The organism is Acinetobacter sp. NIPH 817 (genome assembly GCF_000368405.1).
Classification (GTDB): domain Bacteria; phylum Pseudomonadota; class Gammaproteobacteria; order Pseudomonadales; family Moraxellaceae; genus Acinetobacter.
On record NZ_KB849420.1, the window covers coordinates 1,975,192 to 1,995,364 of the forward strand.

A 20,173-nucleotide genomic window follows, 5' to 3' on the forward strand; every position below is an offset into this window, starting at 1 on the left:
TTTTTTTGATATTTGCGCTGATCAATAAGGTTTAGTGTTACTTAAAGCAACACACTGATAATACTGAAATATTTAAAAATAAAAAAGCCCACTTCCTATTTTTATTCAGAAATGGGCTTAGCGAAAAAAAACGCTTAGACCTGAAATAGGAAATATCTTCTTGCTAATACTTCCTTCTTTAATAATTACATAGAAAATAAAAGGAATCAATATAGCCTATAAAGACTCTCTAGTAGAAATTTGGATTGAGAGTACATTTACACCTTACACTAGTTAGCAAGAGATGAGATATAATTATAAATTACTTCTAATAAGTTATATAAAAATTTAAGTTTAGTCCTTCTATTGAAGAATAAAGATAATTAAAATTGATTTAAAAAAATCATTCTTCTATTAAGACATTGCTATAGCATAAGAACTTTTGAACTATAGCCTTGATATGATGTGAAAGCATTACAGAATATTAACATCTTATGATCGATTTTTCTAATAAGTGATATATCACTGAAATTTGAACTAGGTCACATTAACGGATAAATTAATGTTTTACAACTAACCGAAATTCTAGTTATTCTTTGTTAGTATAGTAGGCGCTAACTTTTTAGGCTTTATATAAAAAAAACCACCAATTGGTGGAATGTAACTAAAATTTTCATATTTTATAATTTCGACTTAATCAAATATTTTAGTTTTTTCATTTCTCAAAAGGCAAGTATAGATTAAATTCTAATTTTACTAATAAAGCACACATTCCTAATAATACTCCAATGATAATTACTAAAGCATCCAAAACTATACTTCCAATTATTATCATTAAAACTGATGCTAACATCAATAAGAGTAAAACAACAACACCAACATTGTTATTCATGATTTATCCTAGAATAAAATAATAATCACGTAATTTACATGAATACAATTTATATACAATACTCATACAATATTGTTTTTTTCAAAATACGAAATATAAATAAACGGATTTTTCAATTTTAAAATTTTAGTTTTGTGATGCAATTATCATATTTAATAGGACAATGTGAGAAATTACATTAAAAATTAAAATTAGTTTGACTACTGTTCTCTTATTCTCTTTTTTTTTATTAAAGCAATATAGAGTATCCTTCTTTGAATTAAATATAAAATCCAAATACAAACCTGACTTCTATGTACCTTAGAATTTCTAATCTCGCTTGATAGCAATAAAATTGACGTCTTCGAGTATTATTACCTTGTATGATCAAACTCTGCCCAAAGATGGGTTAGAATTAAGCTATTTGGAGCACTGCTAAGCTGCAAAAAAAATTTTAAACTAACATTCTTGAATAAAAGTCAAATAAAATTTTTCGTCTCAGCAATATTATGTATTAAGACATTTAGAACAACAGTACCATTATAAAATTTGCGAGTGAATTTAAACGGTCCAAATATAAGTTTTAGAGCTTTCTCTCAACTATGAATTTCAAGTCATACACACTTAAGTCACTCCATATTTTTTTAAACTGAAATTTAGGAATTATGTAATCTAAAAAAAGTCCGCACCTTGGGGAAGGTACGGACTATAAACTGAATAACTACATAGGAAGTAGAATACCCGTTTATTATAAATAAATTTCACGTTTTTATCAAGTCATATATTAAACTAGTAACTTATAAAAACGTATTGGCAGACCTTTGTAAATCTATTTAATACAGTCATATAAAATTTAAAATAATTCTTTAATCGCATCTTTAGCAATCAAAATCCTTTGATAAAAAAATTACTTTGCTTTCTTCTACTTCGAAACAATTATCTTAGTTGATTTAAATACTCATTTAATAAATCCATTTACAATTAAAAGCTCTTGCAATAATCGATATTTAGCAGAGCTTCTTAAAGCTTATACAGTTTATCGTGGAAGATATCTTTTTGAACCTGTGCTATTAAGGCAGTAATGTCCACCTCTAGGCCCAACACAATAAGTTCCAGATGTGCAATAACAAGAGTTATTAGTCGTTTTACTATAACTTCTTGGAGTCCGTGTAGTAGTAGAACTTCTAGTTCTAGTATTATTATAGCTTTTTGATTCTCTTTGAGGAGTTGAGTAAACAGGCTGCCTGTTATCAAAACTTCCTTTTGAATATCTATAGGTGACTGGTGGAGTATAACAACCAGCAAAACTGCACAAATATTTAGTATCTATCCATTGTTGTCTATCCATATTTGGATTTAATAACGCCCATTCATCTTGGTACCAGAATACATAAACTTCACTTCCCCCTTTCAATTTAAAGATTTCTTTGCCATTTGGCATATCCTTGACTGGAGCGGTATCAACACTAATCCAATTTTTAACTGGATTAAACCTTTCAACTTTTTGCTGCGAAAAGTCTATGGACGGTATAGATACACATCCACTAATACCCAAAGTAATAACTAACCCTATTAAATAATTTTTCATTTTATTAACTTCTTAGAAAGAATAATTTTAATGCGAAGTAAACAATAAACTACCTAATAAAAGCAACATATACTTTCATCTAATTTAAATACATAAAGAAAAATTAAAAAACCCGCTTCTAAAAAGAAACGGGTCAAAAAACAAAAAACTTTCAGCGCAGTATTTGTGACATATCATACAAGTTAGAAGATGTATTTACAATATACTTTAAGCTTAATTTTTTGATGCTCTCAAAATATCCAAAACTCGCTTTGACATTTCATGCAAGTTGGACCCTATTGGTAGCCAAAAATGATAATTAATGTTGTCACGGTTAAAAACTTGCTTGTAGTAATCAGTTTTAAAAGATGGGTCGATATCAGAAGCTTTTAGTAATCTACCCTCTTTTTCTATTGTTTGCCCATCTAGTTCACCACCAACACAGATATTCATTTTAAGTACCAAATTCTAATTAGACTGGACTATAGCATAAATATAAACATGCTTAAGTGGGCATTCTTAAACGCTTAACATTTAGACAAGCATTCAATTTAGATGATTTATAATGTAACGACCATGTATTTAGGATGAAGACAGCTAATGTGTGGTGTAAATCTAACCATTAAATCAAAGGAACATTACTTAATGCAAAGAAAAGGGGCGCTTTTAACGATTGTACTGGTGGCGCTTGGTGCCCACCACCAGTACAACACAATATCAACTCTACAATTAATTAATATGGAGGTGACACAAACAAATAACTATCATTTCTAATAGAATTTCAGGTGGCGATGTTTGGCGACGAGCCACCTGATTTAATTTTAAATCATAATTGAAATCTAGCAAGTATAAAAACAAAAAGCCCATCAAACGATGAGCTTTAGATCAGTGAATTACTTATACTTCGTCCACTATATCAAAAATATGCCATAAAGCGTCTAGACAGTCAACAAGTCTAAATTATGCTTTTCTACTAATTGAGAAGCTTTTAAACGTTCAACGATTTTAATCATTAGATCATTGGCAGTTATAACGTCGATTCCTTCAAATGCTTTTAGTGTTAATTGCAATTTATTATTAATTACATTTGTAATTATTGATATTTTACCAAAATAATCAGGGTAGTATTTCAAAGTTTCATTAACTTTCTCCCGACTAACGCCTTCATATAGTTTTACAGTGTATGTTTTCATTTGAACCTCCATTTTGTCTTAATCTTTTATCATGACCTAATAAATAAAATCTAGCGCAACTCACCATAATTGCGACCTGAGCTTTAGATTGGTTTGTTTCTTGAGCAACCTTCAACAATCCTTTATTTTCAACCTTATTTTTAATTAAACAAATTAATGCAAACTTAGTTGTAAAATCTGTTTTATCAGAATTTAATAGACTTCGTAAAAGTGCTTGAATTTGATCCGCTTCATAATCACTGATCTCACATCGAATATAAGATTTACCTTTTTGAACTTCTTTACCAGCTTCACGCATCAACCAGTAAATTTGATTGATGTGAAGCCCATCTGGCAAATCACCACCTTTCATTCTAACTGTTTCACACCAAGCGCCAAACTGCTCTAACCAACCATCGATAGTATATTTTGACCAGTCCATTTGTTGTGTTTTTAAAGCTGCTCTCATTTCTCACCCACCAATTGCTCAATTTGTTTAATCGCCACGCCTGCTTTAACTTGCTCTGTGCTGAACCGTAAAACTGTAAAACCCATCATTGCTGCTTCGTTGTATTTCTCCATGTCTCCTAGATAACCTTTGCCCCTCGTATGACGGCCTCCACTCCAGATCCCGCCTTCCACCTCGACTAAAATCTTTGTTCCCGTAATTAAAAAATCAGCTCTCCATTTACGTGTTGGATGGAATTTATATTCCTGTTCAAAACCAATCTTGCATGCTCTTAAATGCGTTGCCAGTACCATTTCACCCACACTTGGTTGTCTAGCAACTTGCTTTGCTGAACGCCGCTTTTTATTTTTCTTAATAGGAAATAACTTACGGTATTCAGCAATGCTGACTGATGACATCAAGCACCACCTTTCAGCAAATGGTCCAATTGATTAGCAAAGCAGTTATAAACTCGCGCTTTATCCTGATCACCTAAAAGGCTGGATGAATGAGCATCTTGTTTATACTTCTGAGCCAGTTTTTCAATTGACTCCCTTAGTTCAACCAGAGTGCTTTGCTTTTTACCGCTGAGTGGTTCAATTGAGCGCGATACGTGGTCAGCCATTTCTTTTTCCATATGATCGAAGTAACTTTGACGTGCTAAATCTCTCGACTTGATTAGCTCTGGTGAAATAAGCTTTTCCATTTCACGGCGTTGCGCTTCAATCCATTTACTGTCCATTATTTAAGCCCTCTACAGTTAAAATCGCGCTCTGCAATTCATTCATCTTTTGAGTTATCAAAGCGCCTGTTCTTGGATACTTATTTCTTAATCCTCCATTCAGCATGAAATAACGCCTCATGTAAGCCTTTGCTTCTGGAAGACCACCATACGAATTAATTAATTGCTCAGCTTCACAGTGGTTGCATTTATGCATTTTCACTATCCCCGTATATTGATTCGTAATCAGCAATTGCATGAAGCAACTTGTATCCAGCAGATTCAGGTTTATCTTTGCAATGAGACAAGTCATATAGTTTTAAGTCCTCAATGCCACCCCATGATTCAACCAAATCAACCGACTCCACCAGACGTTTAAGCTCAACCAAATCTACAAAATACTTCTCACGATCTGCTGGGCTGATTTCTACACTTTGACCACATTGGAACTCATAACCCTCATTCCATTCAGTTGCGTTAGAAGGGGCTGAATCTACGATTTCCTTCGCGTATTGCAGTCCTTTATCTCTAATCAATTTAGTTACTTTCATACATTCGCCCCACCAAAACGCAAGTCATCCCAGTCACACTCAACTACTGTCAAACCATCATGTTGAAACCGAGACCATAAACGGTCCCCTAAGTTTTCCTTCAAACCTTGCGCCTTTTCTGTAGATTCAAGCGTCATGTTTGAAATTAAAACTGTCGGCTTTTTTTCGTCATAACGTGCATATAAAACTTTATGAACGAGCTGCAATCGACTCTCGTGTTGGTCGTGCAAACCATATTCATCCAATATCAATAAATCACAGTCCGTGAAGCGAAAAATTGCATTTGCTTCATTGTCATCTGGCTTTGTCCATGCAGTGGCAATTTCATTTGCCATGTCTTCTGAGGTGACGTAACGAACATAACTCCGCTTGTCTAAAACGTTACGAGCAATAGCACATGCAAGATGGGTTTTTCCTGTTCCTGTGCGCCCAACCATAATCAGATTGCGCTTCTTCCCTGAATTAAAATCTTGAACAAATTTATGGCAAGCAGCTTTAGCCTCTTTCTGTGGATCGATACTCACCATATAATTTTTAAATCCGCTTTCCTTGTGGCGCTCAGGGAGTTTTGCTCCGGCAAAATGTTTCTCGCGTACCATGAGGTTGACTTGGTGTGCGTGTTCAATTTGTGATTTCACATACGCTTCATTTGCACATGTTTGGCAAACTGGACGACCAATTAGTAAAACCATTAACTCATTGTGTTTAGGGCAAAACTGATTAGTTTGTACCAGCTCAGTTTTGAATTGTTTGCTCAATGCATTCATAGCATCTCCCCTACATCGATATCATCTGTGGCTGGTGCATACTGTTTTGCATCACCCCAAGCACTGTTTACGTCTCTTGCTGGTGCAGTTTTCATTGGTGAGTTTTGTTTTTTAGGTCTTATCGACTTTGTGAATTCCTGAATTAACCAAGTTGCAAACTTTCGAGTTCGTTGGTTTTCCGTGAGATCAATTTTGTTTTCCCAGTGAGCATTGAAGTTGCCAAGATGAAATTCATAATTTGGCATTTTTAAAACCTGCTCTGCTTGTGCACCCACTTGTGAAGTCCTAAGAACATTCAGCAATAGTTCACGATTTGGTTTCCAAGACTCCTCGGCCGCTGAAGAATTTTCAACCGCGTTTTGTGTGTGAGTATTTTCTTGTTCCTGCTCCTGCTCCTGCTCCTGTTCCTGTTCCTGGCTTCGAAGGGGCTTTGAAGGGGCTTGTAAGGGGCTATCTATTTTGGCGTTTTCGCCACGCTTTTGAGTCATACAAAATGCTTGTGCATATTTATCGAAAAAGCTTGATAAATAAGGGCTTGACGGCAATGAGTCATACTCTTTTTGCACGTTCTTACAGCGGTTATCGGCTGGCTTTAATGACTCAGCTACTTGAAAACGTGCCATCTCGTGCACCCAGACTGTCTCCGTGGCTTCGTCATAGCTACAAAACCCCGCTTCACAGGCTCTTTGAAGCCCCTTAGAAGCCCCTTCAAAGCCCAATCCAGTTTCATGAGCAACATATAAAAGGGGCATGTAATACAAGCCAAGCATGTTCGCGTGAGGGCTTGTCATTAAATACATAGCGACAATTAAGCCTTCATGTGTTTGACGAAGCTTTTTGCCCGTAGTTCCCGTCCAGAAATGTGGTGAGACTTTCCCATAGTCACGCATGGTTATTTATCTCCTTTAAAGGGTGTTCGAAGGGGCTTTGAAGAGGCGATAATAGTCATTACTTACCCCTTCCAAGCTTCACTAATCCGCGCATTTCCAACTGACGAATAATTCTTGGAGGAATAAATTCGTTGTTGATTTTGTAGCGAATGCGAGACTTTTCTTTCACCTGAATTAGCTTGTGCCCATCCTCCATAAGACGGCGAACTGCTATAGCCTGCCCCCCCATATGAGTTAATTCTTCAAGTTGATAAAATCTTTCCTGAGCCTCAATTGCGGCATTCATAACTGAAAGCGGCATGGCTGCTAATTCTTTAGCCGAATAGATCTTTACTGGTTGTTCCAGTGGAATTACCACCTCTAGCGGTGTGGTGGAAACGGAAATATCCTGTTTTCTTCTTGCTGCATATCTCACTTTTCACCACCCTTTGGCTTAACATAGCCTCCAAAAGAATCAACCAAACACGCCTTGGTTAAGCTGGTTACAATCTGCTGTGCCAACCACTGCGTTATGCGAAATTGACGAGCCATAGCCTCTGAAAATTCAACCTTGGTTACCGCCGCATTATTTTCGTCATACCCCTTGTTGCGTAAATTTTGCTTTTTCACCTCAAACAGGTGCCCAAGTACTCGCAATGCAGGTTCATAAAAAGATTGGATTTCACTTTGATGAAGAGAATCTTTGATTTGGTGTGTAAAGCTGTTCATGACACCTCCGCTAATGCTTGCTCAGCGCTTGTTAGCCGGCGTTTGGCGTTAAGTTCAGCAACTGTTGCTGTGCGGATTTCTTTTGAAGAAACCAGAATCAAATGATTCTCTGATTTGATGGTCCATAAACTAGTCAAAGTTTTATTTTTAACCTCAAATAAATCGTTTGATTTAAAACTTCGACACTCTTTAGTAAGTACTACAACGTCACCCACTAAAAATTCTGGCTGGTTGCGTTCGGTTGTTTGATTTGATAAATTGTTTGTGTTCATTTGATCCACCTCAATTGAATGCCTAACCACTCCTGCTTGCGCAGGTAGTGGTTTTTTAATATCCAAGCTTTTCTTTTTGACCACTGATTTCGTCATGAAATAAGTCATCCACCGTTTCTATACGGTTCATCCAGCTTTTAGACATAACTAAAAGTGCAGCAACACGTTCCTTATCAATGCTTTGATAATCTTTAGGAACGACTTTTAATCCAAGCAAACTCAATAGCTCGCAAAACATTTCAATTTCATTCAAGCCATTGTTTTTCTTATCTGTTTTAAGTCGAGTAATAGTGCTTGGATCAACTTTTAATTGTTCAGCAATCTCTTTTTGATTGCTTATATCAAGACCATGCAATATGCGGGATACGCCATTTCTGGCGCTTGCAGATATATCAACTGATAATTTGCTCATGGTTAGGTCCTAAGCATTTGAAGTAGTTCGTTTGATTGGTTCTTTGCCATTTGCCAAATCTCTGATTTGGTATTCGCGAGCTAAAGGAATCTTTTCATTTGGCCACTGGTAAACAGCAGGTGGCTCAATTCCTAATAACTTTGCTAAGCCAACACCATTGACACCAAGCAACTCATAAGCTTCCTGTTTGGTCATTTGTGCAACCTCAAAAATAAGATTTCTTAGTATTAAAACAAAGATAACTTATTTTTGCAAGATGTAAGATAACTTATATGAAGAATCTAGAAACTATGGGTCAGCGTATTCGCGCCTTACGAAGAGAAAAGAAATTAACCCAAGGCGAGTTGGCAAAAATCGCCGGAGTTAGTGCGCCCAATGTCACTGGTTGGGAGAAAGATGCTTATGCTCCTAAAGCAGACCCATTAAGCAAAATGGCCGCTTATTTCGGAGTGTCGACTTCATATATAACTAATGGAGATGAAAGCGGCCCTAAGTTGGATAGCACTGTTACACAATTGAAAGTTCTGGATATCGAAGCTTTTAAGAAAAAATACAATATTCCCGATAGCGAAGATGCTGTTAAATTTCTTGAAATACCTGTTAAACCATTCCCCACCCAAAAAAGATATGTTCCTGTTAAGGCTTATTCAAAGATGGGTATGGATGGGTATTTCACAGATATGGGATATGATGGGAACGCAGGTGATGGATATGTTCCAACTCATACAGCGGGTCCAAGAGCCTATGGTATTAAAGGCACTGGCGACTCAATGTTTCCAGCAATTCGTAATGGCTGGTATGTAGTTTGCGATCCAGATGCTGAACCGGTTCCAACTGAATTTGTACAAGTGTGCTTAAAGGATGGACGCTGCACAATTAAGGAATTTGTTGGAATAAATGGTGGGGTTTTGAGTTTGTTGGCTGTTAATGGTGGCGAACGCCTATCTTTTGACATGGATGAAGTTGAAAGTATTACCGCTATTACAGATATCGTGCCGCCAAGTCAGCACAGACAAGAACATCCTTATTCGCATTAATCACAGGAAGACTTATGGACAATTCAAAACGACCAATCAACCAGATTATTGTTCGCATCAATGATGCTGCGAAACATGGTGAAGCTTTGGTGCTAACAGCCGAAGAAGTGAAGATCCTCTCAAAGGACATTGGTGATAAAGTCTTTATTCCAGTCCTTACAAATGAACAAGTAGTGCAGTTGGTAAAATAAGGAAAGCTTGGACAGAAAATTAAATAATAAAAAAAGACCGATGATAAGTCGGTCTTTCCATCCAAGGTTAGCAAGGTCTTGGATTTGACTAATGTTGGCAGCATTAGCCTTTGCGCCCACCAATATCACAAGATAATTGATAAATTGAGAATAATACGTGTTTGGAAAAATATTAAATAAGTTTAAGGCTTGGTACAAGGGTGATCCTGGTGATATGAGATGGGATCCACGTACCGATACTTACGTAGGCACTAGAGAGCCAAGCAAGCATTGGACAGCAAAGGTATTATCTTATTTTGTTGATTTTTCCTTACTGATAGCTAAATCAATTAAAAAACACCCCAGCGCTTACATAACTCAGCTTTTAGCATTTATTGCTATCCTTGTTTCGTGTTTTTCTATTTATCTTCAATATTATGTAGATGATGATGAGTACAAGCGCTGCACCATAGCACATACCAACAATCAAGAGATTGCATTGAAATGTAAGAAATGACATTGCTAAAGCAATAAGGCTCATTGCCATTGTTAAATAATTAATTTCATTTTTCATAAACTTACCTATCGTGACCCGACACGATCCTTAAAAAACATATCGGGAGGAGTATTTCACGTGAGTAAAATTGTAAATATTAATTCTGAACTAATTAATTTCTATATTGTCTTAAACGATCATGCTCTTGAAATTGATCTTAAAAACAGTGATAGGATCTGCTATACAATGATGGATAGGGATACGATAAATAAATTCATATCATCAACAGATAAAGACCAATTTTATCTTGATAACATTAAGTCAAATAGAAACTTCCGCTCAGAAATTACACTTAAGAAGCACGCTTAGGAGTTGGGTGGTGACCTGCTAGTTTTTCTAACTTTTCAATGGCATCTGAAAAGAACTCGCGTCTCCACTCTAAATCTAATTCACCAGCATATAGCGCTTCTAGCACAATCAGCTTTAGCTCGCCTTCTAAAATTATTGGAGATTCATCCCAAATATCTAGGCGTGCACAACAACTGTTTCTTTTATTCTTAGCGATCATAACAAACTCCATCCAACCCACCCCGTGTGGGTTTTCTTTTGTCTATTAAAGCATAAAAGTAAGCTTTCTTAAATTAAAATAAGATTTCTTATTGACAAGAAAACTAAGTTTTCTTATATTTATCTCGTAGACATCAAAAAAGCACACCGCCCCTCCCCAGGTCCGATGTGCTTTTGCAAAACTGCGAGATCAATTATGAACGTAAAAGTTAACTCATTCAACTCCTTTGCATTTGTCAGCATGGCTGCTCTTGCAATTTCTGGTGGTTCTTTAGTTGCTTGCCAATTACAGCCAGCTTTCCAAGCAAAAGAAGCACCTACTCTTTTTACACCTAAAACTCAACCAAGTACTTACGGTGTGTTAACCGCGAAAATCACAGGTAAACATTCTGGCGTTGCTGTCATCAAATTAGATAGTTTCCGTTTAAACGTTAGCTTTGATTTTGAAGCTCATCCAGACAGTTACGGCGTTCCGGGTTCTGAATTCACTGCTGTTGATATTACTCAACTCACAGTAAATGAAATCACTGATGTTAATGGTAAGTCATATAACGATTTCACCGAATTTGAAGACATCCGCAACATCAATGACCTTCTAAAAGGCTTCATCGAACGTAACAAGTTGGTGGAGGTTTAATGATGTCTAATTTCAAAAAGCACCCTGACGGCTACAAGTCATTTTTAGGCCGTGATGATAAGGGCCTCTACTCTGTTCGCATTGGCTGGCAAGTGTACGCATCTAATGCTAATGGCTCAGTTCTTTACAAAGTTAAAGACGGAGTTAAGACGCCTTTAAATGTGTTCAGGTTCCAAACTTCTTATCCAAAAGTTTGGAATGAACTCACCCAAGAAATCGATTTCCAACGCAGAAAGCAGCTCGCAATAAAACTGCGTGAAACAAACATCCCTACCTATGACCGCAAAGCTTATAAAACTAAGCGCGGCTTCACCGGCTCTAGATGAGGATAAGAAAAATGGCTTTACCGATTATTACTGCTGACCAAACTTTATTGGTTCAAGCAATTATTGTGTACCTTTACGCTGATCCGGGTTTAGGTAAATCATCGATGGGCTTTACTGCGGAAAAAGCAATTTCTTTTGACTTTGACCGTGGTGCTCACCGTACTGGTGAATTACGTCGTGGTGCGGTTGTACAGGTTCAACAATGGAGTGATGTTGCAAACCTTACTCCGCAGGACTTAGCACCATATAAAACCGTAGTCATTGATACCGTGGGTGCAATGCTTGAATGCATTAAAACCCACCTGTTACTTACGGCAAATAACCGTCAAAAAGATGGTTCTTTAAAGTTAAAGGCTCAAGGTTTAGCGAACCAAACGTTCAAGCAATACATCAATACTTTGATCAGTTTAGGTAAAGATGTTGTTTTCATTGCACACGCATCAGAAGATCAAAACGGTGATCAAATTATTTACCGCCCAGATCTAGGTGGTAAAAACCGTAACGAGCTTTACCGTATCGCAGATGTCATGGGTTATCTAACAACTGTTACTACTGGTGAAGGTAAAAATGCCCGCGTTATTAATTTCAAACCTTCGCCTACACATCATGCGAAAAACTCAGGTGCTTTAGGCGGTGAAACCGGTGAAGTATGGGTACCTGATCTTAAAGCACACCCTACTTTCTTGGCTGACCTGATTACTCAAGCTAAAGATCACATTAACACCTTAACGCCTGCACAACTTGCAGCAGCTAAAGCCCAAGAAGAGCTAGAAAACTGGAAACAAAGCTGTGAGGAAGCAGAGCATGCAGGTGACCTTAATCAATTAACTGAGTCGCTTGATAAAGAACATATGTATTACCAGAACATGCGCCAAGCAATGTTAATGAGGGCTAAAGCATTGAATTGCACGTTTGATAAGCAACGTGGCACTTGGATTAGTCCACCTGAATTTAACGGTATCTCAGATCAACAAAGAGATGAACTTCAAAACTTTATTGCTGAACGTGGCCTCGATGTAAAAACAGTTTGTGAGCACTTAGGTATCGATGCCCTTATCCAAATTGAAGCGGCAAAACTTAAGGCAGTTAAACAAGAAATTGAAACCTTAGCGAAAACGGGGATGACAGCATGAAAATACTAAATAAAGTTGAAGCTAAACTTGCTTGGGCCAACGGTGAATTACTTTTAGTAAATAATACTGAGCGTAATGGCTGGGAACCATTTAACCCTTATGACTTTGGCTTTGATGTTTTTGATAAATTCGAATTTCAATTAAAGCCTAGAACTATTTTTATTGGCGAATTTGAGGTACCTGAACCATTAAAAGAAGCGCCTGCTAAAGGTTCTACTTGCTCTTACCCAAGTCCAACTGTTGAATTAGGTGTGCAGCAGTTTAAGTGGAATGGTTCAAAAGGACAATTACGCATGCTTCAGCATGGCCAAGTCCACTCAAGTTTTGATAATGCTTTTGCTCATTGCTGCGCGATTATTAAAGTCAGTGGTGGTGAGTTTGCTGAAGATATGCTCAAACTTCTGAACAAGCCAACTGATGAAGTTGAAGAAGAAAAGCCTTTAGAAAATGAAGTTGAGAAATCACCTCAGGTTAATACTGAAAAAACAGTAATTGAAGAGCCTACTAAAGATTTAAAAGAGGATCTCGATAGTGCAATTGTTGTTACTGAGGAGTCTTATGTTTCATCATCCGAGGATCTATTAGTTCCAGAAACTAACGAGCCTAAAGTAGATCCAGAATATCAGCAAACCCTAGATACTCTTCTACAGCGTGTAAAAGGGTCAAAAACACCTGCAGAAGTAAATGCGGTTTATCGTTATACCCGCACATGGGATGACGAACAAATGAAGCCTATCCTTCTCGCCACTCACAAACGTCTTGAAGAGCTAGAAAAAGAAAAGGCATCTGCTAATGAGCCACCCTCTTTAATGGTTCAAATCCAAACTGCACCAGACCTTACAACGCTAGATGCTTTGGAAATAGACGTGGCTGCACGAGATCCGCAGATTCAACCGAAGCTAATGGGGTATGTGAGAAAACGCCGCTATGAATTAGAGAATCCTACACCTACTCAACCTGAACCTACCCCTGATTATTTATTAGTGGACGGTTTCTAACATGAAAGATCAGTACAAGAAAGTGAGCCAAAAACACATGCTTGGTTTTATGTACTACTTGCAATTGCTGGGCTACGTAATAGTCCGGCAAGGCATGGACCAAGCAATGTTTCTAACAAAGCATTATGCGGTACCAGTTGCTTGGCGGCGCATAACGATCGACTATCACAACCGATTAAATAAACCTGCCCAGCAGCTTTATAGAGAGTTTGTTGAGTGGACTAAAGAAGAATATTTGAGGGCTTAGGTAATGATTGATCTAAATAAAAAAAGAGAAGCTTTTGAAAGATTTCATGCCAAAAAATGTAATTGCAGTTATGAAAGTTTAAAACGTCAACTAGATAGACAAGAGGCACTAACAGGACACAGATATTTACCAACTAGTCCTCGTCATGAAGCTTGGTTGATTTGGGATGCTGCATGGAATGACGCCAGTGCTCAGGTGTTGCCAACTTGGATCAGCATGGATGATGAATGGCCGCCTACTGACATAATGGTACTTATTTGTTGGGCTGATGCACCTGATGTTACCCCCGAACAAGACTATATGACTATTGATGAAGATTTAAATAGTGTATGGGCAAATTATCATAATGATGCGCCTTCACACTGGATGCATTTTCATAGTGTGCCAAACGTATCTGGAGCTGCTAATGAGTAAGGTTATTGGTGAAGTTAATTTGAATCCTAGCCGTATTGAAGGCACTCCGGATCAGGTAGCGGTTCATATTTTTAAAGAAGTTATTTGCCCAAGTACTGAAGAGCTTCTCAAGAATAATCCTGAGGCAGCAAAGGTTTTTGCATATCACATTTTTGGTTTGGCACTGTCTCAGCTTGCAGAATTCCATTCAACTAAAAGTTTAGATAAAGCTGTAACCGTTACCCTTCACAACCTTTTGCGTCAATTGAAGAAAGAACGTAATGAGTTGAGGAACTAAAGGATGAGTGGATTAAAAGTTAAAACATGTGATTTTTGTGATGACGGGAACGGTGAATGCATTTTCCCCTATTACGGCCTTGCCCCTCATATTCATACGAAGCCAATTGGCGGTACTGAGTTTATAGATGTTTCATTACCTGAAAACTTTAGTCCTGATGGGGATGGTTTAGGCATATATACACACTGTCTGAATTGTGGGGGTGATGGCACATATGAAGGCATCCAGTTAGAAGTTAAAGCGGAAAGTAAGGAGGGCTAATGTGGATAAATATCTGACATCTAACAATGTGTGTGAGATGTTTCATATTACTAAACGCACACTTAATCGGTGGGAAATTAACACACCTTGGGGGATTCCATTCCCAGCCCCGGCATTAAGTTCTGAGGGCGGAACAATGAAAAGATACCTCGCTACTGATGTAATGAAGTGGGAGGAAGAATGCCAGCAAAAGAAGCAACTAAAAAAAGCTATATAAGTTGTACCGAAGCTAACAATCAGAAAACTTGATCAAATTAGTCCAGATCAATGATTGTTAGCATATTTACGTTACTATATACTGTCCGCCGAATCACGGCTTGCTAGATAAACTCAGCAATTTCATTTATGTACATAATGGTGTACATATAATGAAATCAAGGAAGCAAGAATATACTTTTCCCGTTTAATTATAAGGGTTTAGGCGATATGGCATTAATCGTTCAAAAATATGGCGGTACTTCTATGGGTACCCCCGAGCGCATTTTAAATGTTGCTCGTCGTGTTAAGCGTTGGCATGATCACGGTCACAAGGTTGTTGTGGTTGTATCTGCAATGAGTGGTGAAACAAACCGCTTACTTGCTCTCGCTAAAGCCATTACCGAAACACCTGACCCACGCGAGTTAGACCAAATGGTTTCAACCGGTGAACAGGTGACGATTTCCATGTTAGCTATGGCACTTAATTCGATTGGTGTGGAAGCTAAATCCTATACCGGACGTCAAGTCGGTATTAAAACTGACAGTGCATTTACCAAAGCGCGTATTGAGTCTATTGATACAGATGTCATGACTAATGACCTAGATGCAGGCCGTGTTATTGTTGTTGCAGGTTTCCAAGGCTTTGACGCTAATGGAAATATCACAACGCTAGGCCGCGGTGGTTCAGATACTTCTGGTGTTGCTCTTGCTGCTGCCCTAAAAGCAGATGAATGCCAAATTTACACTGATGTAGATGGCGTTTACACCACTGACCCGCGTGTTGCTCCTAAAGCCAAAAAAATCGACCGTATTTCTTTTGAAGAAATGCTAGAAATGGCTTCATTAGGTTCAAAAGTTTTACAAATTCGCTCAGTAGAATTTGCCGGGAAATATCAAGTTCCTTTACGTGTATTATCAAGTTTTGATAATGATAACGACGGCGCGTTTGACGAAGAATTTAAAGAAAATGTAGGTACACTCATTACGACTGAGGCGGAAGATACTATGGAACAGCCAATTATTGCAGGTATTGCTTTTAACCGTGACGAAGCAAAATTAACGATTTTAGGTGTACCTGATGAACCAGGTATTGCTTCTAAAATTTTATCACCAGTAAGTGATGCCAATATTGAAGTCGACATGATAGTGCAAAATGTTGAAGAAGATGGCACAACAGATTTCACTTTCACTGTAAACCGTGTTGATTTAGCGAAAGCTGAAAAAATCTTAAATGAAACTGCCAAAAATATTGGTGCACGTGAAGTTTCAACACGTGATGACATCGTTAAAGTGTCTATCGTAGGTGTAGGTATGCGTTCACATGCAGGCGTAGCGAGCAAGATGTTCACTGCCCTAGCTGATGAAGGCATCAACATTCTTATGATTTCAACTTCTGAAATTAAAGTTTCTGTCATTATTGACGAGAAATATCTTGAACTTGCTGTTCGTTGTCTACATACCGCTTTTGGTTTAGATCGTGAACATGGTGAAAGCAGCGCCCGCGCTTAATTTTACCAAACGGTCAATAATTCATTAAAAAATGTTTACTTGTCCGACAATAATCAAAGAAAACACAGAGCCGCTATAGTTTTTTTTATAGCGGCTCTGTTATATTAAACGGAAAGTTTTTTGGCAGTGATTATCAAAATATGACTTTGTTCTCATATTTCTGTTAGAATCTGACTGAAAACTGAGGTTGAGCTTTTATTTGGGTACCAATATTGCAGTTTTAAGCGTTTAGCAAGGAGATAAACATGCTGATTCTGACCCGCCGTGTCGGGGAAACATTAATGATTGGGGATCAAGTCAGTGTTACTGTGCTTGGCGTCAAAGGAAACCAGGTTCGTATTGGTGTGAATGCACCAAAAGAGGTTTCTGTTCATCGCGAAGAAATTTATCAACGTATTCAACATGAACGTGCAATGCATGAACACCTTCAACATCTTGATCAAGATTATCAAGTTTCTTTTGAAGATGATAATTATGCACAGAAAAACTTCAATCGTTAATATGAAGTTATTCTCTCCCTAATTAAAGCGACTTTCTAGTCGCTTTAAATTTTTAGGGCGTTGTATTTATAGGCCTAGAGCACGTTTAACAGGAGCATAACTGCGGCGGTGCTGATCAATTACCCCATGCGCTGCAATCGCTTCAAAATGCGCTTTAGTTGGGTATCCTTTATGTTTGGCAAAACCAAATAATGGATATTGCTGATCTAATTCTGCCATTTGTCGGTCACGTGTAACCTTTGCCAGAATACTCGCTGCACTGATTTCAGGATGACTCGCATCTCCCCCAACAATAGCTTCACAAGGAATAATGATTCCTTTTGGAATTTGATTACCATCTACAATTACTTTTTGTGGTTGAGCTTTCAAACCATCAACTGCACGTTGCATGGCCAAAAAAGTCGCTTGTAAAATATTTAATTCATCAATTTCAGCGTGCGTTGCTTCTGCAATTGACCAAGCTAAAGCTTTTTCTTGTATTTCAATAAACAACTTTTCACGTTTCTTTTCAGTTAATTTTTTAGAATCATTTAATCCCTCAATTGGATTATTCGGATCTAAAATAACAGCCGCTGCCACAACGGAACCTACTAATGGACCACGTCCCGCCTCATCTACACCAGCAATAAACATTTACTCTTCACCTTTAAACAAAAGAGGCTGATCAATAGTAATCAGCCTTCTTTAATACAAAAATCATTAATTACTTTTGTAAAGCTTCTGCCACACACTCATTTACAGTTTTTGAAACCACTTGGTTTACAATTGTAGCACGTGCATTTACATCAAATGCAGCCGCTGCCAATTCTACTGCCGTTACGCTATTTGGTGCCTTTTCGCTCACACAACCACAGACATTCGTTTGAATGCTATCACGTTGCTCAGCAGTCATAAGCTTTGTTGCTGTTTTCCAAGCAGCAACATTATTAATCTCTGTAATACATTTCGCATTTACAGCAACTTTTAATGCAGCAACACCCAACTGCTGAGTTGTTGTTTGTGCAGAAGTAGCGCCTGTACCCGTACCTGTAGTCGTTGCACACGCTGTTAAAGCTAAAACAACTGGCGCTAGAGCGAGCATCAGTTTTTTCATCATTTTTTCCTTTGATTGAACGTTGGCAGCGCGTATTGTGCCTAAACTCGACTTTAGAAGAAACAAATAATTTGATGCATTTATGCAATCTTTTTTCGCCCGTAAAATTCGGCTCATCAAATGCATTTTTCCTTAAACGTTCTGTTTTTAGCACGCTCTGTTACATTTAAAACATTTCTCAAAATCAGTGCTTTCTCATAAAATTGAAAATCAAAACGACAAAAAAATAGGTTTTTTATGCCTGCTGTTTCATCTCAGTATTACACCCGTACCGCACAAATCCTGCATTGGGTGATGGCAATCATTTTCATCGCAGCATGGGCTATTGGTTTCTATAGTGGAAATTTTTTAAGTTATGACGTTGATGGCCCCTTTAAAGGCGATGTCATTACGCTGCACAAAAATATTGCGACCACCATTATCTTTTTGGTGATTATCCGGATTTTATGGCGCTATACACACCCAGCTCCAAAACTACCTGACAGCATGTCTCCAATGATGAAAACTTTGGCACATGTTGGTCATCTATTGCTTTATGTGATTTTGGTGGCTTTACCTGTCACTGGTTGTTTATTTAGCTGGAGCGCTGGTCACCCTGCCCCTGTTTTATATTTATTTGAAATTCCGCGTTTAGTACAAGATAACCCAGAGCTTTTAGCTATCGTTAAACCTTTACATATTTATATTTCTTGGTTTGCAGGCTTGCTGATTGTTGGGCATGTACTAGCAGCTTTAAAACATCACTTTGTTGATAAAGACAATATTTTAAATAGTATGACCAAACAACCTAAATAAAACGTATGTATAAAAAACCGCCTATCTCAGGCGGTTTTTTTATTTAGATTTTTTGGATTTCTGCAATCCACTTTTGTTTTTCTTCATCTGAAATAAAAGAGGCTTCAAAAGAGTTAATTGCGAGTTGCTTCAACTCATCATTGTTTAAGTCTAAAGCTTGTTGGATGGCAAAGAAGTTGTCATTCATATACCCACCGAAATATGAAGGATCATCTGAGTTAACCGTCACGTGTACGCCTTTTTGCAATAGACGACAGATATTATGATCTTTCATATCTTTAACAACACATAGCTTTAAGTTACTTAAAGGACAAACGGTTAAAGGCATTTTTTCGTTAATTAAACGCGCCATTAATTGTTCGTCTTCTTCAGAACGTACACCATGATCAATACGGTTCACTTTGAGTAGATCTAAAGCTTCCCATACATATTCAGGTGGGCCTTCTTCGCCAGCGTGAGCAACGATTAAGAAACCTTCTTCACGCGCCTTAGCAAAAACACGTTCAAATTTAGCTGGCGGATGCCCTACTTCGCTTGAATCGAGGCCTACAGCAATAATGTCTTGTTTAAATGGTAAAGCTTGTTCAAGTGTTTCAAATGCAGCTTCTTCACTTAAATGGCGTAAGAAACACATAATCAGTTGAGAGCTGATACCAAACTTAGCTTTAGCATCTGCACACGCACGCTTTAAACCGCTAATCACTGTTGAGAACGCAACACCACGGTCAGTGTGGGTTTGCGGGTCAAAGAACATTTCTGTATGAACGACATGATCTTCAGCACATTTCTCAAAATAAGCCCATGCTAAGTCATAAAAGTCTTGTTCATGTACAAGAACATTTGCACCAGCATAATAAATATCTAGAAATGATTGAAGATTATGAAAGTTATAAGCTTGCTTTACTTCTTCAACAGATTTGTAAGGAATCTGAATCTGATTGCGCTGGGCAATTGCAAACATTAATTCAGGTTCAAAAGTCCCTTCAATATGCACATGCAATTCGGCTTTTGGTAAGGCGCGAATCAGCTCGACTTGATTCATATTAACTCCACATCTAAAGAAAGAAGGGTGTGGTCAAAATCACACCCTTTTATAATTTTCTTCTTATTAAAAACTATGTCTAAGATAGCTCAAGAAGAAAATTATAAAAAATCAT

The 20,173-nt window shown here is 37.6% G+C and carries 35 protein-coding genes; 15 read left to right on the plus strand and 20 right to left on the minus strand.

The features are described 5' to 3' along the window. Positions 1 to 694 precede the first annotated feature (694 nt). The 16 genes from F968_RS20400 to F968_RS13055 form a co-directional block, all read right to left on the minus strand. A complete protein-coding gene (locus F968_RS20400; protein ID WP_004793739.1) occupies positions 695 to 871 on the minus strand; it encodes a hypothetical protein in 177 nt (58 codons plus the stop codon). Between the two features lie 1,015 nt (positions 872 to 1,886). Then, positions 1,887 to 2,438, minus strand: coding sequence for a hypothetical protein (locus F968_RS19880; RefSeq protein ID WP_004793740.1), 552 nt, complete (start codon positions 2,436 to 2,438; stop codon positions 1,887 to 1,889). Positions 2,439 to 2,651: 213 nt separating this feature from the next. Then, complete coding sequence (locus F968_RS12990; RefSeq protein ID WP_025470241.1) at positions 2,652 to 2,870, minus strand: hypothetical protein; 219 nt, start codon at positions 2,868 to 2,870, stop codon at positions 2,652 to 2,654. A gap of 485 nt (positions 2,871 to 3,355) precedes the next feature. Continuing rightward, positions 3,356 to 3,610, minus strand: coding sequence for a hypothetical protein (locus tag F968_RS12995; protein ID WP_000861102.1), 255 nt, complete (start codon positions 3,608 to 3,610; stop codon positions 3,356 to 3,358). Next, positions 3,582 to 4,058 (minus strand): hypothetical protein, encoded by a 477-nt coding sequence (locus F968_RS13000; RefSeq protein ID WP_004793741.1) that lies wholly within the window; start codon positions 4,056 to 4,058, stop codon positions 3,582 to 3,584. The genes F968_RS12995 and F968_RS13000 overlap by 29 nt, the downstream gene beginning before the upstream one ends. Then, positions 4,055 to 4,456: a DUF559 domain-containing protein gene (locus tag F968_RS13005; protein WP_004793743.1), complete on the minus strand. Its 402-nt coding sequence runs from the start codon at positions 4,454 to 4,456 to the stop codon at positions 4,055 to 4,057. The genes F968_RS13000 and F968_RS13005 overlap by 4 nt, the downstream gene beginning before the upstream one ends. After that, the gene (locus F968_RS13010) at positions 4,456 to 4,779 is read right to left on the minus strand and encodes a hypothetical protein (RefSeq protein WP_000377622.1); all 324 of its coding nucleotides are present in this window, start codon (positions 4,777 to 4,779) and stop codon (positions 4,456 to 4,458) included. Before F968_RS13010 ends, F968_RS13005 begins: the two co-directional genes overlap by 1 nt. Then, positions 4,769 to 4,975 (minus strand): hypothetical protein, encoded by a 207-nt coding sequence (locus tag F968_RS13015; RefSeq protein WP_003115581.1) that lies wholly within the window; start codon positions 4,973 to 4,975, stop codon positions 4,769 to 4,771. The genes F968_RS13010 and F968_RS13015 overlap by 11 nt, the downstream gene beginning before the upstream one ends. Further along, positions 4,968 to 5,309 (minus strand): hypothetical protein, encoded by a 342-nt coding sequence (locus F968_RS13020; protein WP_004793745.1) that lies wholly within the window; start codon positions 5,307 to 5,309, stop codon positions 4,968 to 4,970. Before F968_RS13020 ends, F968_RS13015 begins: the two co-directional genes overlap by 8 nt. After that, positions 5,306 to 6,076 (minus strand): ATP-binding protein, encoded by a 771-nt coding sequence (locus F968_RS13025; RefSeq protein WP_004793747.1) that lies wholly within the window; start codon positions 6,074 to 6,076, stop codon positions 5,306 to 5,308. The genes F968_RS13020 and F968_RS13025 overlap by 4 nt, the downstream gene beginning before the upstream one ends. Further along, complete coding sequence (locus F968_RS13030) at positions 6,073 to 6,966, minus strand: hypothetical protein (RefSeq protein ID WP_004793749.1); 894 nt, start codon at positions 6,964 to 6,966, stop codon at positions 6,073 to 6,075. Before F968_RS13030 ends, F968_RS13025 begins: the two co-directional genes overlap by 4 nt. A 58-nt stretch (positions 6,967 to 7,024) precedes the next feature. Then, positions 7,025 to 7,381 carry a hypothetical protein gene (locus F968_RS13035; RefSeq protein WP_001267986.1) on the minus strand — a complete coding sequence of 119 codons (357 nt, stop codon included), beginning with the start codon at positions 7,379 to 7,381 and terminating at the stop codon, positions 7,025 to 7,027. Then, entirely contained in the window at positions 7,378 to 7,674 is a 297-nt protein-coding gene (locus tag F968_RS13040; RefSeq protein WP_004793751.1) for a hypothetical protein, read from the minus strand. The genes F968_RS13035 and F968_RS13040 overlap by 4 nt, the downstream gene beginning before the upstream one ends. Then, entirely contained in the window at positions 7,671 to 7,946 is a 276-nt protein-coding gene (locus tag F968_RS13045) for a hypothetical protein (protein ID WP_034596654.1), read from the minus strand. The genes F968_RS13040 and F968_RS13045 overlap by 4 nt, the downstream gene beginning before the upstream one ends. Positions 7,947 to 8,001: 55 nt before the next feature. Beyond that, positions 8,002 to 8,358, minus strand: a complete 357-nt coding sequence (locus F968_RS13050) for a hypothetical protein (RefSeq protein WP_000041063.1) — start codon at positions 8,356 to 8,358, stop codon at positions 8,002 to 8,004. 9 nt (positions 8,359 to 8,367) lie between these two features. After that, on the minus strand, positions 8,368 to 8,553 hold the full coding sequence (locus F968_RS13055) for a Cro/CI family transcriptional regulator (RefSeq protein WP_000165919.1): 186 nt from the start codon (positions 8,551 to 8,553) through the stop codon (positions 8,368 to 8,370). Positions 8,554 to 8,630: 77 nt separating this feature from the next. Here F968_RS13055 and F968_RS13060 point away from each other — a divergent pair, with 77 nt between their 5' ends. The 3 genes from F968_RS13060 to F968_RS13065 all read left to right on the plus strand — a co-directional run bounded on the left by F968_RS13060 (position 8,631) and on the right by F968_RS13065 (position 10,082). Further along, positions 8,631 to 9,395, plus strand: a complete 765-nt coding sequence (locus F968_RS13060) for a helix-turn-helix domain-containing protein (RefSeq protein WP_004793756.1) — start codon at positions 8,631 to 8,633, stop codon at positions 9,393 to 9,395. 14 nt (positions 9,396 to 9,409) lie between these two features. Further along, a complete protein-coding gene (locus F968_RS20405; RefSeq protein WP_004793758.1) occupies positions 9,410 to 9,586 on the plus strand; it encodes a hypothetical protein in 177 nt (58 codons plus the stop codon). Between the two features lie 157 nt (positions 9,587 to 9,743). Further along, positions 9,744 to 10,082 carry a hypothetical protein gene (locus tag F968_RS13065; RefSeq protein WP_000467111.1) on the plus strand — a complete coding sequence of 113 codons (339 nt, stop codon included), beginning with the start codon at positions 9,744 to 9,746 and terminating at the stop codon, positions 10,080 to 10,082. 331 nt (positions 10,083 to 10,413) lie between these two features. On the opposite strand, the gene F968_RS13075 is transcribed toward F968_RS13065, so the two are convergent. Then, positions 10,414 to 10,629 (minus strand): hypothetical protein, encoded by a 216-nt coding sequence (locus F968_RS13075; protein ID WP_000560785.1) that lies wholly within the window; start codon positions 10,627 to 10,629, stop codon positions 10,414 to 10,416. Between the two features lie 195 nt (positions 10,630 to 10,824). On the opposite strand from F968_RS13075, the gene F968_RS13080 reads away from it, so the two are divergent. The 11 genes from F968_RS13080 to csrA all read left to right on the plus strand — a co-directional run bounded on the left by F968_RS13080 (position 10,825) and on the right by csrA (position 17,128). Continuing rightward, positions 10,825 to 11,265 (plus strand): hypothetical protein, encoded by a 441-nt coding sequence (locus tag F968_RS13080; protein WP_004793760.1) that lies wholly within the window; start codon positions 10,825 to 10,827, stop codon positions 11,263 to 11,265. A 2-nt stretch (positions 11,266 to 11,267) separates the two neighbouring features. Continuing rightward, complete coding sequence (locus F968_RS13085) at positions 11,268 to 11,591, plus strand: hypothetical protein (protein ID WP_000064466.1); 324 nt, start codon at positions 11,268 to 11,270, stop codon at positions 11,589 to 11,591. An 11-nt stretch (positions 11,592 to 11,602) separates the two neighbouring features. Next, positions 11,603 to 12,724: an ATP-binding protein gene (locus F968_RS13090; RefSeq protein WP_004793763.1), complete on the plus strand. Its 1,122-nt coding sequence runs from the start codon at positions 11,603 to 11,605 to the stop codon at positions 12,722 to 12,724. After that, on the plus strand, positions 12,721 to 13,722 hold the full coding sequence (locus F968_RS13095; protein WP_004793765.1) for a hypothetical protein: 1,002 nt from the start codon (positions 12,721 to 12,723) through the stop codon (positions 13,720 to 13,722). The genes F968_RS13090 and F968_RS13095 overlap by 4 nt, the downstream gene beginning before the upstream one ends. 1 nt (position 13,723) lies before the next feature. Then, positions 13,724 to 13,969 carry a hypothetical protein gene (locus F968_RS13100; protein ID WP_000654849.1) on the plus strand — a complete coding sequence of 82 codons (246 nt, stop codon included), beginning with the start codon at positions 13,724 to 13,726 and terminating at the stop codon, positions 13,967 to 13,969. A 3-nt stretch (positions 13,970 to 13,972) separates the two neighbouring features. Beyond that, positions 13,973 to 14,383: a hypothetical protein gene (locus tag F968_RS13105; protein WP_004793767.1), complete on the plus strand. Its 411-nt coding sequence runs from the start codon at positions 13,973 to 13,975 to the stop codon at positions 14,381 to 14,383. After that, positions 14,376 to 14,660 (plus strand): hypothetical protein, encoded by a 285-nt coding sequence (locus F968_RS13110; protein ID WP_004793769.1) that lies wholly within the window; start codon positions 14,376 to 14,378, stop codon positions 14,658 to 14,660. Before F968_RS13105 ends, F968_RS13110 begins: the two co-directional genes overlap by 8 nt. A 3-nt stretch (positions 14,661 to 14,663) precedes the next feature. Then, entirely contained in the window at positions 14,664 to 14,921 is a 258-nt protein-coding gene (locus F968_RS13115; RefSeq protein WP_000015928.1) for a hypothetical protein, read from the plus strand. A gap of 1 nt (position 14,922) precedes the next feature. Then, positions 14,923 to 15,138 (plus strand): hypothetical protein, encoded by a 216-nt coding sequence (locus F968_RS13120; RefSeq protein WP_000362184.1) that lies wholly within the window; start codon positions 14,923 to 14,925, stop codon positions 15,136 to 15,138. A gap of 209 nt (positions 15,139 to 15,347) precedes the next feature. Further along, positions 15,348 to 16,628: an aspartate kinase gene (locus tag F968_RS13125; protein ID WP_004793772.1), complete on the plus strand. Its 1,281-nt coding sequence runs from the start codon at positions 15,348 to 15,350 to the stop codon at positions 16,626 to 16,628. Between the two features lie 245 nt (positions 16,629 to 16,873). Continuing rightward, positions 16,874 to 17,128 (plus strand): carbon storage regulator CsrA, encoded by a 255-nt coding sequence (gene csrA / locus F968_RS13130; protein ID WP_004793773.1) that lies wholly within the window; start codon positions 16,874 to 16,876, stop codon positions 17,126 to 17,128. A 66-nt stretch (positions 17,129 to 17,194) separates the two neighbouring features. Here the strand turns inward: csrA and rnhB are convergent, their stop codons facing one another. Further along, complete coding sequence (gene rnhB, locus F968_RS13135) at positions 17,195 to 17,761, minus strand: ribonuclease HII (RefSeq protein WP_004793774.1); 567 nt, start codon at positions 17,759 to 17,761, stop codon at positions 17,195 to 17,197. 70 nt (positions 17,762 to 17,831) lie between these two features. After that, positions 17,832 to 18,221 (minus strand): hypothetical protein, encoded by a 390-nt coding sequence (locus F968_RS13140; RefSeq protein ID WP_004793775.1) that lies wholly within the window; start codon positions 18,219 to 18,221, stop codon positions 17,832 to 17,834. A 237-nt stretch (positions 18,222 to 18,458) separates the two neighbouring features. Between F968_RS13140 and F968_RS13145 the strand changes: the two genes are divergently transcribed. Next, a complete protein-coding gene (locus F968_RS13145; RefSeq protein ID WP_004793777.1) occupies positions 18,459 to 19,016 on the plus strand; it encodes a cytochrome b in 558 nt (185 codons plus the stop codon). Positions 19,017 to 19,059: 43 nt separating this feature from the next. On the opposite strand, the gene F968_RS13150 is transcribed toward F968_RS13145, so the two are convergent. Then, on the minus strand, positions 19,060 to 20,058 hold the full coding sequence (locus F968_RS13150; protein ID WP_004793779.1) for an adenosine deaminase: 999 nt from the start codon (positions 20,056 to 20,058) through the stop codon (positions 19,060 to 19,062). Positions 20,059 to 20,173 lie beyond the last annotated feature (115 nt).

Bases quoted from the DNA above. Each gene is read 5' to 3' on its own strand.
- F968_RS20400 (WP_004793739.1), bottom strand. From the start codon at position 871: ATGAATAACAATGTTGGTGTTGTTGTTTTACTCTTATTGATGTTAGCA.
- F968_RS19880 (WP_004793740.1), bottom strand. From the start codon at position 2,438: ATGAAAAATTATTTAATAGGGTTAGTTATTACTTTGGGTATTAGTGGA.
- F968_RS12990 (WP_025470241.1), bottom strand. From the start codon at position 2,870: ATGAATATCTGTGTTGGTGGTGAACTAGATGGGCAAACAATAGAAAAA.
- F968_RS12995 (WP_000861102.1), bottom strand. From the start codon at position 3,610: ATGAAAACATACACTGTAAAACTATATGAAGGCGTTAGTCGGGAGAAA.
- F968_RS13000 (WP_004793741.1), bottom strand. From the start codon at position 4,058: ATGAGAGCAGCTTTAAAAACACAACAAATGGACTGGTCAAAATATACT.
- F968_RS13005 (WP_004793743.1), bottom strand. From the start codon at position 4,456: ATGTCATCAGTCAGCATTGCTGAATACCGTAAGTTATTTCCTATTAAG.
- F968_RS13010 (WP_000377622.1), bottom strand. From the start codon at position 4,779: ATGGACAGTAAATGGATTGAAGCGCAACGCCGTGAAATGGAAAAGCTT.
- F968_RS13015 (WP_003115581.1), bottom strand. From the start codon at position 4,975: ATGCATAAATGCAACCACTGTGAAGCTGAGCAATTAATTAATTCGTAT.
- F968_RS13020 (WP_004793745.1), bottom strand. From the start codon at position 5,309: ATGAAAGTAACTAAATTGATTAGAGATAAAGGACTGCAATACGCGAAG.
- F968_RS13025 (WP_004793747.1), bottom strand. From the start codon at position 6,076: ATGAATGCATTGAGCAAACAATTCAAAACTGAGCTGGTACAAACTAAT.
- F968_RS13030 (WP_004793749.1), bottom strand. From the start codon at position 6,966: ATGCGTGACTATGGGAAAGTCTCACCACATTTCTGGACGGGAACTACG.
- F968_RS13040 (WP_004793751.1), bottom strand. From the start codon at position 7,674: ATGAACAGCTTTACACACCAAATCAAAGATTCTCTTCATCAAAGTGAA.
- F968_RS13045 (WP_034596654.1), bottom strand. From the start codon at position 7,946: ATGAACACAAACAATTTATCAAATCAAACAACCGAACGCAACCAGCCA.
- F968_RS13050 (WP_000041063.1), bottom strand. From the start codon at position 8,358: ATGAGCAAATTATCAGTTGATATATCTGCAAGCGCCAGAAATGGCGTA.
- F968_RS13055 (WP_000165919.1), bottom strand. From the start codon at position 8,553: ATGACCAAACAGGAAGCTTATGAGTTGCTTGGTGTCAATGGTGTTGGC.
- F968_RS13060 (WP_004793756.1), top strand. From the start codon at position 8,631: ATGAAGAATCTAGAAACTATGGGTCAGCGTATTCGCGCCTTACGAAGA.
- F968_RS20405 (WP_004793758.1), top strand. From the start codon at position 9,410: ATGGACAATTCAAAACGACCAATCAACCAGATTATTGTTCGCATCAAT.
- F968_RS13075 (WP_000560785.1), bottom strand. From the start codon at position 10,629: ATGATCGCTAAGAATAAAAGAAACAGTTGTTGTGCACGCCTAGATATT.
- F968_RS13080 (WP_004793760.1), top strand. From the start codon at position 10,825: ATGAACGTAAAAGTTAACTCATTCAACTCCTTTGCATTTGTCAGCATG.
- F968_RS13085 (WP_000064466.1), top strand. From the start codon at position 11,268: ATGTCTAATTTCAAAAAGCACCCTGACGGCTACAAGTCATTTTTAGGC.
- F968_RS13090 (WP_004793763.1), top strand. From the start codon at position 11,603: ATGGCTTTACCGATTATTACTGCTGACCAAACTTTATTGGTTCAAGCA.
- F968_RS13095 (WP_004793765.1), top strand. From the start codon at position 12,721: ATGAAAATACTAAATAAAGTTGAAGCTAAACTTGCTTGGGCCAACGGT.
- F968_RS13100 (WP_000654849.1), top strand. From the start codon at position 13,724: ATGAAAGATCAGTACAAGAAAGTGAGCCAAAAACACATGCTTGGTTTT.
- F968_RS13105 (WP_004793767.1), top strand. From the start codon at position 13,973: ATGATTGATCTAAATAAAAAAAGAGAAGCTTTTGAAAGATTTCATGCC.
- F968_RS13110 (WP_004793769.1), top strand. From the start codon at position 14,376: ATGAGTAAGGTTATTGGTGAAGTTAATTTGAATCCTAGCCGTATTGAA.
- F968_RS13115 (WP_000015928.1), top strand. From the start codon at position 14,664: ATGAGTGGATTAAAAGTTAAAACATGTGATTTTTGTGATGACGGGAAC.
- F968_RS13125 (WP_004793772.1), top strand. From the start codon at position 15,348: ATGGCATTAATCGTTCAAAAATATGGCGGTACTTCTATGGGTACCCCC.
- csrA (WP_004793773.1), top strand. From the start codon at position 16,874: ATGCTGATTCTGACCCGCCGTGTCGGGGAAACATTAATGATTGGGGAT.
- rnhB (WP_004793774.1), bottom strand. From the start codon at position 17,761: ATGTTTATTGCTGGTGTAGATGAGGCGGGACGTGGTCCATTAGTAGGT.
- F968_RS13140 (WP_004793775.1), bottom strand. From the start codon at position 18,221: ATGAAAAAACTGATGCTCGCTCTAGCGCCAGTTGTTTTAGCTTTAACA.
- F968_RS13145 (WP_004793777.1), top strand. From the start codon at position 18,459: ATGCCTGCTGTTTCATCTCAGTATTACACCCGTACCGCACAAATCCTG.
- F968_RS13150 (WP_004793779.1), bottom strand. From the start codon at position 20,058: ATGAATCAAGTCGAGCTGATTCGCGCCTTACCAAAAGCCGAATTGCAT.